Annotated in this window: 15 protein-coding genes and 1 tRNA gene; 8 read left to right on the top strand and 8 right to left on the bottom strand. The window is 67.5% G+C overall.

The window, feature by feature from the left end; translation table 11 throughout:
* Positions 1-170: 170 nt before the first annotated feature.
* From U5798_RS22330 to U5798_RS22315, 4 genes are all read left to right on the top strand, one after another.
* On the top strand, positions 171-1,487 hold the full coding sequence (locus tag U5798_RS22330; protein ID WP_124453710.1) for an MFS transporter: 1,317 nt from the start codon (positions 171-173) through the stop codon (positions 1,485-1,487).
* 39 nt (positions 1,488-1,526) lie between these two features.
* On the top strand, positions 1,527-3,023 hold the full coding sequence (locus U5798_RS22325; protein ID WP_124453712.1) for an amidase: 1,497 nt from the start codon (positions 1,527-1,529) through the stop codon (positions 3,021-3,023).
* A 92-nt stretch (positions 3,024-3,115) separates the two neighbouring features.
* Positions 3,116-4,318 carry a porin gene (locus U5798_RS22320; RefSeq protein ID WP_322083221.1) on the top strand — a complete coding sequence of 401 codons (1,203 nt, stop codon included), beginning with the start codon at positions 3,116-3,118 and terminating at the stop codon, positions 4,316-4,318.
* Positions 4,319-4,461: 143 nt separating this feature from the next.
* Positions 4,462-4,746: a PAAR domain-containing protein gene (locus tag U5798_RS22315; RefSeq protein ID WP_322083220.1), complete on the top strand. Its 285-nt coding sequence runs from the start codon at positions 4,462-4,464 to the stop codon at positions 4,744-4,746.
* A 46-nt stretch (positions 4,747-4,792) separates the two neighbouring features.
* On the opposite strand, the gene U5798_RS22310 is transcribed toward U5798_RS22315, so the two are convergent.
* Positions 4,793-5,104 (bottom strand): cupin, encoded by a 312-nt coding sequence (locus U5798_RS22310; protein ID WP_322083219.1) that lies wholly within the window; start codon positions 5,102-5,104, stop codon positions 4,793-4,795.
* Between the two features lie 59 nt (positions 5,105-5,163).
* On the bottom strand, positions 5,164-5,847 hold the full coding sequence (locus tag U5798_RS22305; RefSeq protein WP_322083218.1) for a DJ-1/PfpI family protein: 684 nt from the start codon (positions 5,845-5,847) through the stop codon (positions 5,164-5,166).
* A gap of 117 nt (positions 5,848-5,964) precedes the next feature.
* Between U5798_RS22305 and U5798_RS22300 the strand changes: the two genes are divergently transcribed.
* Both U5798_RS22300 and U5798_RS22295 read left to right on the top strand, forming a co-directional pair.
* Positions 5,965-6,939: a GlxA family transcriptional regulator gene (locus tag U5798_RS22300; protein WP_124453721.1), complete on the top strand. Its 975-nt coding sequence runs from the start codon at positions 5,965-5,967 to the stop codon at positions 6,937-6,939.
* Positions 6,940-7,114: 175 nt separating this feature from the next.
* Positions 7,115-8,089, top strand: coding sequence for a LysR family transcriptional regulator (locus U5798_RS22295; RefSeq protein ID WP_322083217.1), 975 nt, complete (start codon positions 7,115-7,117; stop codon positions 8,087-8,089).
* A 112-nt stretch (positions 8,090-8,201) separates the two neighbouring features.
* Here the strand turns inward: U5798_RS22295 and U5798_RS22290 are convergent, their stop codons facing one another.
* The 6 genes from U5798_RS22290 to U5798_RS22265 all read right to left on the bottom strand — a co-directional run bounded on the left by U5798_RS22290 (position 8,202) and on the right by U5798_RS22265 (position 16,245).
* Positions 8,202-8,975: a hypothetical protein gene (locus U5798_RS22290; protein ID WP_322083216.1), complete on the bottom strand. Its 774-nt coding sequence runs from the start codon at positions 8,973-8,975 to the stop codon at positions 8,202-8,204.
* 137 nt (positions 8,976-9,112) lie between these two features.
* Positions 9,113-11,305: a hypothetical protein gene (locus U5798_RS22285; RefSeq protein ID WP_322083215.1), complete on the bottom strand. Its 2,193-nt coding sequence runs from the start codon at positions 11,303-11,305 to the stop codon at positions 9,113-9,115.
* A 523-nt stretch (positions 11,306-11,828) separates the two neighbouring features.
* A tRNA-Met gene (locus U5798_RS22280) sits at positions 11,829-11,905 on the bottom strand.
* 162 nt (positions 11,906-12,067) lie between these two features.
* Complete coding sequence (locus U5798_RS22275) at positions 12,068-13,726, bottom strand: MFS transporter (protein ID WP_124453751.1); 1,659 nt, start codon at positions 13,724-13,726, stop codon at positions 12,068-12,070.
* A gap of 226 nt (positions 13,727-13,952) precedes the next feature.
* The gene (locus tag U5798_RS22270) at positions 13,953-15,500 is read right to left on the bottom strand and encodes a sensor histidine kinase (protein WP_322083214.1); all 1,548 of its coding nucleotides are present in this window, start codon (positions 15,498-15,500) and stop codon (positions 13,953-13,955) included.
* A 16-nt stretch (positions 15,501-15,516) separates the two neighbouring features.
* On the bottom strand, positions 15,517-16,245 hold the full coding sequence (locus U5798_RS22265; RefSeq protein WP_124453755.1) for a response regulator transcription factor: 729 nt from the start codon (positions 16,243-16,245) through the stop codon (positions 15,517-15,519).
* Between the two features lie 184 nt (positions 16,246-16,429).
* Between U5798_RS22265 and recA the strand changes: the two genes are divergently transcribed.
* Both recA and recX read left to right on the top strand, forming a co-directional pair.
* A complete protein-coding gene (recA, locus tag U5798_RS22260) occupies positions 16,430-17,500 on the top strand; it encodes a recombinase RecA (RefSeq protein ID WP_124453757.1) in 1,071 nt (356 codons plus the stop codon).
* On the top strand, positions 17,500-18,369 hold the full coding sequence (gene recX, locus U5798_RS22255; protein WP_322083213.1) for a recombination regulator RecX: 870 nt from the start codon (positions 17,500-17,502) through the stop codon (positions 18,367-18,369). The genes recA and recX overlap by 1 nt, the downstream gene beginning before the upstream one ends.
* The last annotated feature ends 87 nt before the right edge of the window (positions 18,370-18,456 follow it).

Raw genomic sequence — 18,456 nt, 5'->3', positions numbered from 1 at the left:
CGTTCGTATCCTACACCGCGCCGCCGCGTGGAAAGCACGCGATAACCGTGCGTTATCACGATCGAAAAATGTCGCTCCGGGCTGCGTATTTTGAATGCCTAGACTGCATGCGCAGGCCGTCGAACGGGCCGTGCACACGACACGCATAACCAGTACGGAGACACACCTTCATGAAGGCGCCCCGAGCGGACAGCATGTTCGGCGGGCATGTCGGCGACGCTGCCGCATCCCCGTCCAATCGTCAGCTGATTGTCGCGATCACCATCGGCAACGGCCTCGAATTCTTCGATCTCACCGTGTTCAGTTTCTTCGCGGTGCTGCTCGGCAAACTGTTCTTTCCCGCGGTCTCGGCGCAGCAGCAGTTGCTGATGTCGGTCGCGACCTTCGGCGTCGGCTTCATCGCGCGGCCGGTCGGCGGCGTCGTGATCGGGCTCGTCGCCGACCGCTTCGGCCGCGTGCCCGCGATGAACCTCACGCTCGTCACGATGGCAATCGGCACCGGGATGATCGGCGTGCTGCCGACCTATGCGCAGATCGGCGTCGCGGCGCCGGTGCTGGTCGTCGTCGCGCGGCTGCTGCAGGGCTTTTCGGCCGGCGGCGAGGTCGGCGTGTCGACGTCGCTGCTCGCCGAGCGCGCGCCGGCCGGCGAACGCGGCTACTACACGAGCTGGCAGTTCGCGAGCCAGGGCGCCGCCGCGCTGGCCGGTTCGTTCGTCGGCTTCCTGCTGTCGTATTGCCTCGATACCGCGTCGCTCGAAGCGTGGGGCTGGCGCGTGCCGTTCCTGCTGGGCGTGCTGATCGCACCGATCGGCCTCTACCTGCGCGCACGCTTCAGCGCGATCGAGCAGCACGCGCCGGCCGCGGCCGCACGGCGTTCGTCGGCGGTGCTCGGCACCGTGCTGCGGCGCGACGGCGGCGCCGTGCTGACAGCGCTCGGCCTCGTGGTCGGCGGCACGGCCGCGCATTTCATCGTTCTGTACTACATGTCGACGTATGCGATCAAGGTGCTGCACCTGCCGATGGATACGGCGCTGTGGTGCGGGATCCTGTCCGGCGCCGTGATGTTCGTCGCCGCGCCGATCGGCGGGCGGCTGTCGGATCGCATCGGCAGCAAGCGTGTCGCGCTGTGGTCGCGCATCGCACTGACCGTGCTGATCCTGCCGGGCTTCTGGCTGATTCGCGCGGTGCCGTCGATCGCGACGATGTATGCGGTCGTGATGCTGCTCGCCGCGCTGCACTCGATCAACGCCGGCGCGAACGGCGTGATCCTCGCCGAGCTGTTCCCGAAGAGCACGCGTGCCACCGCGCTGTCGATCGCGTATGCGGGCGGCGTGTCGATCTTCGGCGGCTTCGCGCAGTTCATCGTCACGTGGCTGATCGGCGCGACCGGCAATCCGGCGGCGCCCGCATGGTACGTGATCGCCTGCGGCGTGCTGTCGCTCGTCGCGCTCGCGTTCGCAACGGATCGCAGCGAACACGATGCATGACCGCCGCCGCTTCCTTCTTTCCTCTTCGCCCCGAATCGTATGACCGCCATCGCTTCGCTTTCGTCCCCGCCCGCCGACGTCACGGCCGGCGACCTGTGCGACCTGTCCGCCCGCACGATGCTCGACCTGCTGAAGACGCGGCAGATCAGCGCGTGCGACCTGCTCGACGCGCATCTCGCGCGGATCGCGGCGGTCAACCCGTGCGTGAACGCGCTCGTGACCGTCGTCGATCCCGACGTGCTGCGGGCCCGCGCGCGCGACATCGACGCCCGCTGGATGCGCGGCGAATGGCAGGGCCCGCTGCACGGGCTGCCGGTGTCGCAGAAGGATCTCACCGCGACGCGCGGCGTGCGCACGACGTACGGTTCGCCGTCGTTCGCCGATCACGTGCCGCTGCATGACGCGCTCGTCGTGCGCCGCTGCGCGAGCGCCGGCGCGCTGATGATCGGCAAGTCGAACACGCCCGAATTCGGCGCCGGGTCGCATACGTTCAACGACGTGTTCGGTGCGACGCGCAACCCGTGGGACCTGACGCGCTCCGCGGGCGGCAGCAGCGGCGGCGCGGCGGCCGCGCTCGCGTGCGGGATGAATCCGCTCGCGTGCGGCAGCGACATGGGCGGCTCGCTGCGCAACCCGGCCGCGTGGAACAACGTCGTCGGATTGCGGCCGTCGCCGGGCCGCGTGCCGCGCGCGCCGGACCTGAACGGCTGGACGACGCTCGGCGTCGACGGGCCGATGGCGCGCGACGTGGCCGATACCGCACTGTTGCTTGCGGCGATCGCCGGGCCGAGCGGCGAGACCGCGACCGAACTCGCGGAACCGGGCGCGCGCTTCGCGCAGCCGCTCGAACGCGACTTCCGCGGCACGCGCATCGCGATGTCGCGCGGCCTGCCCGGCGTGCCGGTCGATCCGGAGATCAGTCGCGCGGTCGAGGCGCAAGCGCGCGTGTTTGCGTCGCTCGGTTGCGAAGTCGAATTCGACGATCCCGACCTGTCCGACGCGGAGGACGTGTTCCGCATCGAGCGCGCCTGGACGATCGGCACGCTGGTCGACGGGTTCGACGATGCGCGGCGTGCGACGCTGAAGCCCGAGATTCACGATGAATACCGGCTGCATCGATCGCTGACGGCCGCCGATCTCGGCCGCATGTTCGTGCGCAAGACGCGGCTGTTCGAGCGGATGCGCGCGTTCATGCAGCGCTACGCGTTCTATGTGCTGCCGACCACGCAGGTGATGCCGTTCGACGTCGACCTGCGTTCGCCTGCGCACGTGCAGGGCGCCGCGAGCACGTCGTACATCGACTGGATGCGCGTGTGCTGGTACCTGTCGTCGACCGAGGCGCCTGTCCTGTCGGTGCCGTGCGGCTTCGGCGCGACCGGTTTGCCGATCGGCATGCAGATCGTCGGCCGCTACCGCGACGACTGGGGCGTGCTGCAGTTCGGCCATGCGTACGAAATCGCGGCCGGCCGCCGCTGGGCCCCGCCGGCCGTCGTCGCCGACGCGCTGCGCCAGCCGTCTTCCCCGATTCACCGCTGACCGTTCCGGTTCGCACCGGAGCAGGCCGCGCGCCTGCGGGGGACGCGCACGCCTGCGTTTGGCCATTCGACCCGCGCAATGGAGACCTTCCGATGAACAAACGGCTGTTGGCAGGCGCGGGCGTCGCGCTGATCGCGGGTGCGGCGCACGCACAGAGCAGCGTGACGCTGTACGGCATTATCGACGAAGGGCTGACCTACACGAGCAACCTCGCGGTCGCCGGCCCGAACGGCACCGCGAGCGGCAAGCCGGCGTGGCGGATGCTCGGCGGCGTGCAGCAGGCGAGCCGCTGGGGGCTGCGCGGCGTCGAGGATCTCGGCGGCGGGCTGGCGGCCGTCTTCACGCTCGAGAACGGCTTCGACCCGAGCACCGGCAAGCTCGGGCAGGGCGGATTGATCTTCGGCAAGAAGGCGTTCGTGGGGCTGTCGGGGCCGTTCGGCACCGTCACGCTCGGGCGCCAGTACGATACCAACGTCGACTTCCTCGGGCCGCTCGAGGCCGCCGCGCAGTTCGGCGGCTACATGGTTGCGCACCCCGGCGATCTCGACAACGTGAACAACGCGAACTCGACCAACAACGCGATCAAGTTCACGAGCAACGACTACGGCGGATTCCGTTTCGCGGCCATGTATGGCGTGGGCGGCATCGCGGGCGCGGCGACGCGCAACCAGGTGTGGTCGATGACGGCCGGCTACACGCGCGGGCCGCTCGTGGTCGCGGCCGGCTACCTGAATGCCCGCAACCCGAACGTGTCGTTCTTCGGCACGACCGGCAGCCCCGCGCCGGTCGTCGTCGGCGTGCCCGGCAACAACATGCTGTCGCCCGTGTATTCCGGCTATGCGTCGGCGCGCACGCTGCAGGTCGCGGCGGCGGGCGGCACCTACGCGCTCGGCGCGGTGACGCTCGGCGCGATGTATACGAACACGTCGTTTCGCCGGCTCGGCGACCTGTCGTCCGGGCCGAACCCGGGCGGCGTGTCGGGAAACGCGGTGTTCAACAACGTCGAGGCCAGCGTGCGCTACCAGTTCACGCCCTACCTGTTCGGCGGCGTTGCGTACGACTACACGCGCGGCGGCGGCGTGAACGGCCGAGACGGCGCGACGTACCACCAGGTCGCGGCCGGGCTCGACTATTTCCTGTCGAAGCGCACCGACGTGTATGCGACGGCCGTCTTTCAGCGCGCATCGGGCACCGGTTCGACGGGGCGCGCGGCGGTCGCCGCGATCAACGGCCCCGGCGCGTCCGCGAACGACCGCCAGTTCGAGGCGCGGATCGGCATCCGGCACAAGTTCTGACGGGCGCGGCGGCGGCGATCGGCAAGCGGCGGCCGCGAGCGGTGATATGCTCGCGGAACGCCCGCGACCGACGGGCGGATTCCGATTGCCCGTGCGCGGCCGAGTGCCGCGCAGCGCGGCGTTTCCGAGGGAAGAACCGACACATGAGCCGCAAATTCATATTGAAGGGCGACACGACCGACCACGGCGGCGTGGTGCTCGAGGGGATCGCCAACTCGTCGTTCGACGGACGCGAACTCGCCTATCTCGGCGCACCGGTGTTCTGCGCCGCCTGCAAGACGACGGGCGTGATCGTGTCGGACGGCGGCGAGCGGACGATGACCGTGATGGGCAAGGTCGTCGCGCTCGAGCATGACCTGTGCCAGTGCGTCTGCACGCCGCAGCCGAAACTGATTCCGTCCCAGGGTACGGGGACGATCACGGGCTGAAGCCCGCTTCCGCCGTGCGTCTTCGGCGCACGGCGGGTGCCCGCCGTCAGACGCTGCCTGCCGTCTCGATCACGAGGATGCGCGCTTCGCCGAGCGGATGCGCGACATGCTCGGTGCCGACCGTCGCGTGGAAGACGTCGCCCGTATCGAGCACGGTCGCGTGCTCGACGCCGGCTTCGCGGTAGCGCATCTCGACGCGGCCGTCGAGTACCGCGAACACCTCTTCGCCGTCGTTCACGTGCCATCGATAGGGCGCGTCGGTCCAGTGCAACCGGACCGTGATGCCGTTCAGGTTCGCGATATCGAGCGCGCCCCACGCGCGATTCGCCGTGAAGTCCACACTCCGGATTATCTTCATCGATCTGTTCTCCCGCGCGAACGCGCGCCGTCCTTCCGTCACGTTCTTCGTATCCGCATTCAGCGCGCCGTCGCGCGCAGCGCCTGCTCGACGATCGCCTTGCGCTTCGCGAAACCGGCCGCCGACCGTTCGGTGACGCGCTTCACGACCGCTGCCGGCGCCGTGTCGGGCGAGCCGGCGGCGAACGGCGGCGCGGGCGCGTATTCGAGTTGCAGCTGGATCGCCTGCGCTTCTTCATCGCCTGCCAGTTCGGCGGCGATCGTCAGCGCGAAGTCGATGCCGGCCGTCACGCCGCCGCCGGTGATCAGGTTGCCGTCGCGCACGACGCGTTCGCGCACGGGCACCGCACCCAACGGTTCGAGCAGTGCGTGGAACGCCCAGTGCGTCGTCGCGCGCCGCCCGCGCAGCAGGCCGGCCACGCCGAGCAGCAGCGCACCCGTGCAGACCGACGTCACATAGCGTGCGGCGGCTGCGCGTTGCCGCACGAACGCGATCGTTTCGGCGTCGAGCAGCACGTCGTTGATCCCGATTCCGCCCGGAATGCAGATCACGTCGAGCGGCGGGCAGTCGTCGAACGTGCAGGTCGGCGTGAGTGCAAGGCCGCTGCTCGACGCGACGGCGTCGCGCGACTTCCAGACCAGATGGACGGTTGCGTCGGGCAGCGACGCGAGGACGTCGTGCGGGCCGGTGAGATCGAGTTGCTGGACGCCCGGAAACACGAGAAGGCCGATGTGCAGGGTCATGCGAGGACTCCGAGTGGAAGGGGAGCGCGCCGTTGCCGGCACGGGATGGACAGATCGATTCTAGGCGCGTAGTGTTTGGCGAAATTGCCATATCACCCACGTTTTCAGCCAATCGCCATGCCTGCCGATGCTCCGCGTTCGATCCTGGTCCTCGCGTTCCCGCGTGCGCAACTGCTCGACGTGTCGGGGCCGCTTCAGGTGTTCGCGTCCGTCAACGAGCTTGCGCTGGAGCGCGGGCAGCCGGCGCCGTATGCGCCGCGCGTCGTGGCAGTCGAGGCAGGGCCCGTCGAGACGTCGTCGGGCCTCGTCGTGATGGCCGAGTCGCTGCGCTCGGCCGCGCGTCGTCCCGATACGCTGATCGTCGCCGGCGGCAAGGGCGTGCACGCCGCGTCGAAGGATGCGCGGCTGGTGCGCTGGGTGCGGCAGCAGGCCGGGCGCGCGCGGCGCGTGGCGTCGGTCTGCACCGGCGCGTTCCTGCTCGCCGAGGCCGGGCTGCTCGACGGGCGGCGCGCGGTCACGCACTGGGCGCGCTGCGACGAATTCGCGGCGCGCTACCCGAACGTGCGCGTCGAGCCCGACCCGATCTTCATCCGCGAAGGCGCGCTGTGGACGTCGGCCGGCGTCACGGCCGGCATCGATCTCGCGCTCGCGCTGGTCGAGGAGGATCTCGGGCGCGCGACCGCGCTCGACGTCGCGCGCGAACTCGTCGTGTTCCTGAAGCGTCCGGGCGGACAGGCGCAGTTCAGCGCGATGCTGTCGATGCAGCGCACCGACGACCGGTTCGGCGACCTGCATGCGTGGATGGCCGAGCACCTGACGGCCGACCTGTCGGTGCCTGCGCTGGCCGAGCGCGTCAGCATGAGCGAGCGCAGCTTCGTGCGCCACTATCGTGCGGGGACGGGCCGCACGCCCGCGCGCGCGGTCGAGCAGATCCGCATCGAGGCCGCGCAGCGCCTGCTCGGCGAAACCGCGTGGCCCGTCAAGCGGATCGCCGCGCGCTGCGGCTTCGGTTCGGAGGAGACGCTGCGGCGCAGTTTCGTGCGCGTGCTGGGCGTGTCGCCGCAGGGTTATCGCGAGCGGTTCGTGCGGTGACGCGCGGGGCGGGATCGGGCCGGTGCGGTCGACGTCGCGAACTGAACGAAAAACAGTCGATTCCCAGTCCGAAACACTGCAACTATTCAGGATCGGATAACAATAGGCAGGGGCTTGTGCCGCGCCCGTCGCGCGCTCTATTCTGTTCCGTTGGCGATTGGAAGGGGGAAGCAGCATGGACCGAATCCAGGCAATGGAAGTTTTTACCCGTGTGGTCGACGCGAACAGCTTCACACGCGCGGCCGATACGCTCGCGATGCCGCGCGCATCGGTGACGACCATCATCCAGAATCTCGAGGCGCTGCTCGGCGTGCGCCTGATGCACCGGACGACGCGCCGACTGTCGCTGACGCCGGAGGGCGCCGCGTACTACGAGCATTGCATGAAGATCATCTCGGAGATCGCGGAGGCCGACGCGAGCTTCCAGACCGGCAACCGCAAGCCGACCGGCGTGCTGCGCGTCCACATGCCGAGTTCGCTCGGGCGGCGCATCGTGTTGCCGTCGCTGTCGATTTTCCGGCAGCGCTATCCGGACATCACGCTCGAGTTGGGGCTGTCCGACCGCTACGTGGATCCGGTCGAGGAGGGCATCGACTGCATGATCCGCGTCGGGCCGCTCGAGGATTCGTCGATGGTCGCGCGGCGCATCGGGATGCTGAAGCGCGTGACCTGCGCGTCGCCCGATTACCTCGCGCGTCACGGCGAGCCGCACGAAATCGCCGATCTCGCCGATCACCATGCGGTGAATTTCCGTGCGAGCCACGGTGCACGGGCGATTCCGTGGGTGTTCATGATCGACGGCAAGCCGTTCGAGGTGCGGATGAACGGCAGCGTCACGGTCAACGATTCGGATGCCTACGTGACGTGCGGGCTCGAAGGGTTCGGGATGATCCAGCCGACGCTGTTCATGGTGCTGCCGAACCTGCTCGACGGCTCGCTGGTCGAGGTGCTGCCGGACTGCAATCCGAAGCCGAAGCCGATTTCGATCGTCTATCCGCACAACCGGCATTTGTCGCAGAAGGTGCGGGTGTTCGCCGACTGGGTCGCGGAGCTGTTCGAGTCGACGCCGGCGCTGGAGGGCGGGGAGAACTGGCGGGGGAAGGTGGGGGCGCAGGCGGTGGAGGTGCAGAGGGGGGCGGTAGCGGCGTAAGGCGGCGACATGCAGCCGGGCGGTACCGCGATCAGCGAAGGGAGATGAGGCGTGCCGCGCGTGCCTCGTCTCGACGATCGCCGGGCAGGTGAGACGTCACGCGATGCCGTGCCTACCAGCGGATCGTGTAAGGATTGTCGCCGAGCGCCCAGTGCCCGTTGTCGTCCCGTTCGAGGAGAATGCCCTTGTGCGCCCAGCCGTCCTCTTCGGGATAAAACGTCAGCGAGCCCAGGAGGTCCGGGTCGGCCAGCCACGGCGTGGCTTGCCGATCCGGCTTCCACAGGAAATTGACCCACGAGACCAGATGCGGATTGTCGTCGAACGGATTCTTGGACGGCTCCATGAATTTTTCGACGCCGCCATAGGTCACGTGCGCGCAGAACAAGTTCACCATGTGCAGCACGCGTCCACCGGGAACCGACCCGTCGGTCGTCTCGAATTCCTCGTACCGGTAGTACGACTTTCCGACGGGGGTGAGCTCGATGTGGCTCAACGGGACATGGGTGTCGCGCGACTCGTAGTCCGGATTTCTCACGGTCGGTCGCCCTTTGCCTGCATTGAATTTCACGGTAATCAGGCCGCGGTTGATCAATGCCTGCACGTCCGATCTCACTACGCCGTCGACTCTCAGCAATTCCTTCGCATTGACGTTCGCAGGAAGTTCGGCGCCGGCCAGGCTGACGCAGGCGTCGGTCGGAGCGGTGTTCTTGTCCGCGAGCGCGGGCTTCAGGATTGCGTTGATCTTGCTTTTGTCCAGTTCGTCTCGCGGTGAAACGACGCGCATGCCAACCAGCACGGCCGCCGCGCATGCGACACCGGCTATCAGCCAGCGTCGTTTCGTGCGTCCACGATGCTTGTCGCTTGTCGATTCGTGACGGTCCATCATCTAGCCCTCGGAATTGTCATTGTCGATTCGGCAACGGCGGATTTCCGCCATGGAGAAGCCCGCGGCGGCGCGGCCGGCCGAACTCGATGCCGATTTTCGCAGATGGCGCAAACCGGGCGCCGGTCGAGACCGGCGTCTCAATTGCGGGATTGATCCGGCACGGCGCCTCGCGTCGCGCGATCGCGCAGCGCGGCGGGCAATTGCCACAGCAGCAGTTCACGCGTGCCCAGCGCCCACAGCGCCGAACCGTCCCACGAAAAGGCCAACGCGTGGATCTCGTTGTCCCTGGGTAACGCAGACGCGTCGAGCTGCACGGGTGTCCGGCCTCGTGCGACGTCCCAGAGCGCCACACGGTGCGTCCAGCCGCGTGAGTTATCGGTCGTGCCCATCGCAAGGAAGCGTCCGTTCGCTGAACGGGCCGCGGCCTTGAAGTCGTCGGCAGGGCCGAGCAGTGCCGACAGTACGTGACCGCTCTTGAGATCCGCTACGTGCATGCCGACGAAACGGGCGCGTTTCGCGCCGGAGAGCTTGACTGACGGAGGCATGCTGCCGTCGTCGTCGAGCAGCAGCACGAAGCCGGTTGCTATCCATTGGCCCTGCGGCGAGCCGAGCGGCTCGGGTACCCATTGCGCGACGCCGGCGGCGTTGGCGGGATTCGGGGCGCCGAAGCGCTGGGGCAGCTCGATCGTGCGTAGCGTGCGGCCGGTGCGGGCGTCCAGTTCGGCGAGCCCCTGCGGATCCTCCGTCCAATAGCTCCCGGCAGGCCGCCAGCGTACCGGCCAGATCAGCGGATTGCCGCTGCCCGTGATTTCGTTCATCAGCGACTGGCGCACGGACGACAGCGTGGTGGCGAACGGCCATGGGTCGTCGGTGCCCGGTGGCGGCGACGCCGGACGCTGCACGGTCAGGTATTCGGAGCCGAGCGGGTTCGAGTCCTTTTCGCCATGCCGGATGTCGTGCCAGAAATTGGCCGGCAGATCGTCCGCGAGGATCCAGTGCAGATCGCTCATCTGATAGTCACGCCAGCTGGTTTCGCTCGGCCAGACGATGTCATGGCGATCGACCTTGCGGCTCGCGATGTCATAGCGGTACAGGCACGGCTTGCCGCGGTCGTCCGGCTGGCCGTCGAACCAGACGGCGCTGCCGTCGCCGTTGATCATCATCCGTCGCGGGCCGGATTTGCCTTGCCAGACGGCCTCGGCGCGCCACGCGCCATTGTCCTCGTGCAGCCGCCACACGTATTCGTTCCAGCCGCGTTTGTCGCTCACCTGGGCGCTGAACAGCATGCTGCCATCCGGCAGGCCGAGGATGTCGTGCGGATACAGCAGGGGGCGTTGCGACGGATCGGTCACGAGCGTGTCCCAGCGCATGAACAGGGGCTTCAGCACCGGGGCGCTTGGGTCCGGTGCGATCAGGCCGATCGCGGGGGCCGGTATCGACGGTGTCGAGGGCAACTGCCATGCGGTCGGCGACGCGGCGATTTCCAGCTTGCCGGGAATCGCGGACAGAGCGTCGGACAATGCCGCGAACACGTCGCCCGGGACAACGGATATGCCCGTCCTGCTGGACTGGGTCCGGTTGCCGCTGAATATGTCGAGGTCCTGCAGCGTCAGTGCTTTCCACAGGCTGTAGTCGGGATTGGGTCGGGTATCGCTGCGACCGAACTGAACGACCGTCGCCGGATGCCCGAAGATGGCGCTCACGTCCTGCACCCTCACGAACAGTGTGCTGCGGTACTGGCCGGTGATGCCGTCGCTGTGATCCTGGCGGGCGTCCCAGTACGCATAGGTGGCCTGAAGCGCGGGCACGTGGGAGCCCTGGAACAGCCCGTTGACGCGTGCACGAGCCTGATCCATGCGCCGGTCCAGTTCTGAACGGGTGATCGCACCTTGTTGCAGCGCCTGCTGCAGCTTCGGCTGGGTCGCTTGTTCGGCAATGGCCGTGCGGAGGTCCGGCCGGCGCGACAACAGCACCTGTTCCCACGGGGCCGGCAAGTTGTACAACTGCCAGCGGTCGATACTGGCCTTCACGGGGCTCGTCCGTTGCAGCACGCCCTGCACCCGCGGCTGCACCTGGTCGAACGGGGCGGATATCAGCAGGTACACGGCATCCGCATAGGCTTGCCGGTTCTTGCCGTCGTCCCAGACCAGGACCTGTTCGCCTCGACGGGCGGCGACCTCGTAGTCATCGTCGTGCCCGGTGTCATGCAATTGCACGAATCGCCACTGCAGGCCGTCGACGGTGGTGCCCGGCAAAGGGTCGGCCGAGCAGGCGAGCGGAATCGCTACACCGATCAGGCCCAGTAGAAAGCATGCGAGGCGTTTTTTCACAGTTGTCGTGCCCGGCTGCAGCGGTTATTGGGGTTCCGATTCTAAGCGCAGCGTCGTGCTCATGGCGTGGCAGGCTGGGCGCCGTTGCGCGCGGTATCAAAATTGCGGCCGTTCGGTATCTCCGCATGCCGCTATCGACGATTTGGATTGCTCGCATCGGCGAGTCAGTCGTATATCGATCGCGACTGGATTTCGTCGTGTCCGGTTCGCGATCTTGCTTACCGTCAGCGGACGATGGCGGAGACCGGTACGGTCGACACGATGTGATTTCGCAGCGGGATCCGCGAACGTCGGGAAGAAACGGGATGGGTGAACGGTCACGGCACGCCGGAACGGGTCATGCATGGCCGATGCCGATATGCGCGTGACGGATCCCGATTGCGGAATCCGCTAGATCAACCCGCTAGACCGGGCGTACGCGATCGTGCCGTTGAGTGTTTATCGGCGGGTGATGTGCTGCTGCCGGAGCAGCGCGGCAATGAAAAAAGCCGCTGTTTCTTTCGAAACAGCGGCTTTTCGCATTTGGTGGCGAATCAGGGATTCGAACCCCGGACCTGCGGATTATGATTCCGTCGCTCTAACCGACTGAGCTAATTCGCCGTGAAGAATTGAATTATGTCGGTCGGCCGCTTGGCTGTCAACAGCTTTTTCCATCTTTCGCGAAAAAAGTTGCCGGGCGGCCCATGGCGGCCTCGCGACAGGGCGGGTGGCGGGCTACCGGACACCCGTCCGGCAACCCGTCCCCGCCCGCGCGTTGCAACCTCAATCCTGCGCGTAGATGTTCGAGTCCTTCGTCTCCTTGACGAACAGCAGGCCGATCACGAACGTGGCCAGCGCGATCACGATCGGATACCAGAGCCCCGAATAGATGTTGCCCTTCGCCGCGACGATCGCGAACGCGGTCGCCGGCAGGAAGCCGCCGAACCAGCCGTTGCCGATGTGATAGGGCAGCGACATCGACGTGTAGCGGATCCGCGTCGGGAACATCTCGACCAGCATCGCGGCAATCGGGCCGTAGACCATCGTCACGTAGATCACGAGGATCGTCAGGATCACGATCGTCATCGGCCAGTTGAGCTGCGCCGGGTCGGCCTTCGCCGGGTAGCCGGCGCCCTTCAGCGTCGACGCGAGCGTCTTGTCGAACGCCGCGCCCTGCGCCTTCGCGTCGGCCGCCTTGCCGTCGTAGGTCTGGATCACCGCGTCGCCGACCTTGATCTCGGCCAGCGAGCCGGCCGGCGCCGCGACGTTCTCGTAGTTCAGGCCTGCCTTCGAGAGCGCGCTTTTCGCGATGTCGCACGAGCTCGTGAACTTCGACGTGCCCACCGGGTTGAACTGGAACGAGCAGGTGGCCGGGTCGGCCAGGACCGTGATCGGCGCCTTCTGCGTCGCGAGCTCGAGCTGCGGGTTCGCGTAGTGCGTGAGCGCCTTGAACAGCGGGAAGTACGTCAGCGCCGCGATCAGGCAGCCCGCGAGGATGATCGGCTTGCGGCCGATCTTGTCCGACAGCGAACCGAAGAACAGGAAGAACGGCGTGCCGATCAGCAGCGCGATCGCGATCAGGATGTTCGCGCTGGCACCGTCGACCTTCAGCGTCTGCGTGAGGAAGAACAGCGCGTAGAACTGGCCCGTGTACCACACGACGGCCTGGCCGGCCGTCAGGCCGACGAGCGCGAGGATCACGATCTTCAGGTTCTTCCACTGGCCGAACGCCTCGGTCAGCGGCGCCTTCGACGTCTTGCCTTCCGCCTTGATGCGCAGGAACACCGGCGATTCGTTCAGCTGCATCCGGATCCATACCGACACGGCGAGCAGCAGGATCGACGCGACGAACGGCACGCGCCAGCCCCAGCTGCCGAACGCTTCCTCGCCGATGAACGTGCGCACGCCGAGGATCACGAGCAGCGACAGGAACAGGCCGAGCGTGGCGGTCGTCTGGATCCACGCGGTGTAGAAGCCGCGACGGTTCGCCGGCGCATGTTCGGCGACGTAGGTCGCCGCACCGCCGTACTCGCCGCCGAGCGCGAGGCCCTGCAGCAGCCGCATCGCGATGAAGATCACGGGCGCGGCGATGCCGATCGACGCGTAGCCGGGCAGGAAGCCGACCACGAACGTCGAGACGCCCATGATCACGATCGTCACGAGGAACGTGTGCTTGCGGCCGACGAGGTCGCCGAGCCGGCCGAACACGATCGCGCCGAACGGCCGCACCGCGAAGCCGGCGGCGAAGCCGAGCAGCGTGAAGATGAAAGCGGCGGTCGGATTGACGCCGGAGAAGAAGCTCTTGCTGATGTAGGCCGCGAGCGAGCCGGCCAGGTAAAAGTCGTACCACTCGAACACGGTGCCGAGCGACGACGCGAAGATCACCTTCTTCTCTTCGCCCGTCATCGGCGAGTGCGAAATTTGCCCGCCTAACGTTGCCATGAATCGTCTCCAAGTCCCTTGATATAGATGTGCGGCCGCCTTGGGTGGGCGGGCCTGTCGACGATTATTGGCACGGAAACTTACGGCGGACTGACTCGCGCGCACAAAACGACTGCACGTTAACCCGCGCCGAATCGTCCGCTTCTCGTGTTGATTGTGCTTCGAACGTCCGGTAAATCGCCGGTTTCGACGCATTTTCGCCACACGGCGGCGGCGCGTGTCAGGGTTAATCCGGGGCCGTACCGGCCAGCGGCAGGCTGACGCGCACGAGCGTGCCGGCGAGGCGCGGCGCCTGCTGGTAGACGTGATCGTCGAGCGTCAGCGTGCCGCCGTGCTGCGTCGCGATCTCGCGCACGATCGCGAGCCCGAGGCCGCTGCCGTCGCCCTCGCGGCCGAGGATCCGGTAGAAGCGCTCGACGACGCGCTCGCGTTCGGCGGCCGGGATGCCGGGGCCCGTATCCTCGACTTCGAGATGCGCGAACCGTGCGGCCGGGTCGGCCTGCACGCGCACGGTGATGCGGCCGCCTTCGGGCGTGTAGCGGATCGCGTTGTCGATCAGGTTGCCGAGCATCTCGCGCAGCATCACCGGATTGCCGTCGACGTCGAGCGGCGCATCGTCCGGCGGCCCTTCGTAGCCGAGGTCCATCCGCTTCGCGAGCGCGGCCTGCACCCAGTCGCGCACCGCGCGCCGCGCGAGCGCGGCGATCTCGACCGGCTCGAACGTGAGCCCGCTCGCGCGGTTCTCGGCGCGCGCGAGCGCCAGCAGCTGCGTGACGAGCCGCGCGGCCTGCTCGGAGCTCGTCGCGATCTGTTCGAGCGAGCGCTGCACGTCGGGCGGGACCGGGTGGCGCAGCGCGAACTCGGCCTGCGTGCGCAGGCCCGCGAGCGGCGTCTTCATCTGGTGCGCGGCGTCGGCGATGAAGCGCTTCTGCAGCGCCATGTTCTGTTCGAGGCGCGCGAGCAGGTCGTTGAACGACGTGACGAGCGGCTCGATCTCGGGCGGCGCGCGCTGCGCCTCGACGGGCGACAGGTCGTCGGGCCGCCGCGCGCGGATGTGCGCCTGCAGCGCATTGAGCGGCGCGAGCCCGCGCGACAGCCCGAACCACACGAGCAGGATCGCGAGCGGCAGGATCACGAATTGCGGCAGGATCACGCCCTTGATGATGTCGTTCGCGAGCGCGTTGCGCTTGTCGAGCGTCTCGCCGACCTGCACGAGCACGGGCTGCGTGTCGCCCGATTGCGGCAGTGCGACCGTCGTATATGCGACGCGCACGTCGTTGCCGCGCAGCAGGTCGTCGCGGAACACGACGACGCCCGGCGGCGGGCGGTCCTCGTCGCGCGGCAGCGGCATGTCGGCTTCGCCCGCGACCAGTTCGCCGCGGGTGCCGAGCACCTGGAAGTAAACACTGTCGACGTTGTCGGCGCGCAGGAAGTCGCGCGTCTGTTCCGGCAGCGTCAGCTCGGCCACGCCGTTCACCGGATGAATCTGCCGGGCGAGCACGTACGCATTGGTTTCGAGCGCACGGTCGAACGGACTGTTCGCGATCGTCTTCGCGACGAGGTAGGTGACGGCGATGCTCATCGGCCACAGCAGCAGCAGCGGCGCGAGCATCCAGTCGAGGATCTCGCCGAACAGCGAGCGCGGGCGCGGCGCCTCGGGCGATTCGGTTTCGTCGGGCGGCGCGAACGGGTTTTCGTAGCGCGCGTCGCGCGCATCGTCGGCGGCCGACGACGGCGCGCCGGTCGGGTGGCGGGAGTGGGCCGGCGTGGCCATCGCGGCGACGCCGGTGTCAGCGCAGCGGCGTGCCGGCCACCGCGGGCTGGGGCGCTGCCGTGTCGGCCGGCGCGGCGGGCGCGACCTTCTCGAGGCAATAGCCGAGGCCGCGCACGGTCGAGATCCGCACGCCGCTCGGTTCGATCTTCTTGCGCAGCCGGTGCACGTAGACCTCGATCGCGTTGTTGCTGACTTCCTCGCCCCATTCGCACAGGTGATCGACGAGCTGTTCTTTCGACACGAGCCGGCCGATCCGCTGCAGCAGCACTTCGAGCAGCCCGAGTTCGCGCGCGGAGAGATCGAGCACGTGGTCGTTCGCATACGCGATGCGGCCGACCTGGTCGAACGCGAGCGAGCCGTGGCGCACGACGGTCGGGCCGCCGCCCGCGCCGCGCCGGGTCAGCGCGCGCACGCGCGCCTCGAGCTCGTTGAGCGCGAACGGCTTGGCCATGTAGTCGTCGGCGCCGAGGTCGAGCCCCTTCACGCGTTCGTCGACGCTGTCGGCGGCGGTCAGGATCAGCACGGGGAGGTTGGAGTTGCGCGCGCGCAGGCGCTTGAGCACCTCGAGCCCGGACATTTTCGGCAGGCCGAGATCGAGGATCAGCAGGTCGAAAGTCTGCATCGACAGCGCCGTGTCGGCATCGACGCCGCTCTTCACGTGGTCGACGGCATAGCCCGATTGGCGGAGTGACCGGGTGAGGCCGTCCGCGAGTATGCTGTCATCTTCGGCGATGAGGATTCGCATGTTGCTGACCGATGGCCGGCGGGGCGTTTGCGCCGGTGCGGCTGTCTCCGGAGTGATTCGTGTACAACGCCCGCATTGCGGGCTTGCATAAAACACTGTTTTTTTATACAGTGTCTGCATTCGGCGGCGCTTGAAAGCGGGCGCGCCTTTCACAGACGCTGCTCATCATAGCAAAGGACGATTCATGGAAGATAGCAAGAAGGGCTCCGGGATGACCGCCGAGAAGAGCAAGGCGCTGGCGGCCGCACTCGCGCAGATCGAGAAGCAGTTCGGCAAAGGGTCGATCATGCGGATGGGCGACGGCGAGGCGACCGAGAATATCCAGGTCGTCTCCACGGGCTCGCTGGGTCTTGATATCGCACTGGGCGTCGGCGGCCTGCCGCGCGGCCGGGTGGTCGAGATCTACGGTCCGGAATCGTCGGGTAAAACCACGCTCACGCTGCAGGTCATCGCCGAACTGCAGAAGCTGGGCGGCACCGCAGCGTTCATCGACGCCGAGCACGCGCTCGACGTTCAATATGCAGCGAAGCTCGGCGTGAACGTGCCGGAGCTGCTGATCTCGCAGCCGGACACCGGCGAGCAGGCGCTCGAAATCACCGACGCGCTGGTGCGCTCGGGCTCGATCGACATGATCGTCATCGACTCGGTCGCGGCGCTCGTGCCGAAGGCCGAAATCGAAGGCGAGATGGGCGATTCGCTGCCGGGTCTGCAGGCCCGCCTGATGTCGCAGGCGCTGCGCAAGCTGACCGGCACGATCAAGCGCACGAACTGCCTCGTGATCTTCATCAACCAGATCCGGATGAAGATCGGCGTGATGTTCGGCAACCCGGAAACCACGACGGGCGGCAACGCGCTGAAGTTCTATTCGTCGGTGCGTCTCGACATCCGCCGGATCGGCTCGATCAAGAAGAACGACGAGGTGATCGGCAACGAAACCCGCGTGAAGGTCGTCAAGAACAAGGTGTCGCCGCCGTTCCGCGAAGCGATCTTCGACATCCTGTATGGCGAAGGCATTTCGCGCCAGGGCGAGATCATCGATCTCGGCGTGCAGGCGAAGATCGTCGACAAGGCGGGCGCCTGGTACAGCTACAACGGCGAGAAGATCGGCCAGGGCAAGGACAACGCGCGTGAATTCCTGCGCGAGAATCCGGAAATCGCGCGCGAGATCGAAAACCGCATCCGCGAATCGCTCGGCGTCGTCAGCATGCCCGATGGCGTAGCCAACGAAGCCGAGGCGCTGGACGAAGAAGAGTGATGGTGGCGCGCCGAGGTCAGGCTGGCGAGCCGGTGGAGAGCGATGCGCCCGAAGCGGCCGGTCGCTCCGGCCGGCGAGCCGGATCCTCGGGCGCCGACCGGCGGAGCGCAGGCAGTCATGCCGCGAACCGCACCGCGACGAGGGCATCCGACGATGCCCTCGTTTCGTTTGAGATTGTCGCGCCGGACGATCCGTTCGACGACGACGAATCGTTCGACGCGCACGACCGCTCCCGCCGTCGCGTGTCCGGTGTCAGCTTCCCCGGCGATCGCGCAGCCGATGCGTCGGCGCCGGCAACGGAAGACGTCTATACACGCAGCAGCCAGCATCCGCGCCGCACGCGCCGTGCATCCGGCGCTGCTTCCAGTCCTTCATCCGGCGACACGCCGGGCGCTACCGAACGCAAGTCGTCGAAACCGCCACGGTCATTGAAGGGCCGCGCGCTCGGCTATCTGTCGAGGCGTGAATACAGTCGCGCGGAGCTCGCGCGCAAGCTCGCGCCTTACGTCGGCGAAGACGCATCCGTCGAACCGGTGCTCGATGCGCTGGAGCAGGAAGGCTGGCTGTCCGACGCACGCTTCGCCGAGAGCCTCGTGCATCGCCGCGCGTCGCGTGTCGGCGCCGCGCGCATCGTCAGCGAGCTGAAGCGTCATGCAGTCGGCGACACGCTCGTCGAGGAGGTGAACGCCCAGCTGCGCGAGACCGAATGGGCCCGCGCGCAGGCCGTCTGGCGCAAGAAATTCGGTGCACTGCCGCAAACGCCGGCCGAGCGTGCGAAGCAGGCGCGCTTTCTCGCCGCGCGCGGCTTCTCGAGCGCGACCATCGTGAAGTTGCTGAAGGTCGGCGACGATTTTCCGATCGACGACTGACCGGCCGGTCGCGCGCGTGGCGCGCGATTTTGCTGCAATGCAACTGCCTCCGGACAGGCGGGAATACCCGCCGTCGCGTCAAACTGT

Source organism: Burkholderia sp. BCC1972, assembly GCF_905339605.1.
GTDB lineage: Bacteria > Pseudomonadota > Gammaproteobacteria > Burkholderiales > Burkholderiaceae > Burkholderia.
The sequence above is the reverse complement of the archived record's forward strand: the minus strand, read 5'-3'. Positions and strand labels throughout refer to the sequence as shown.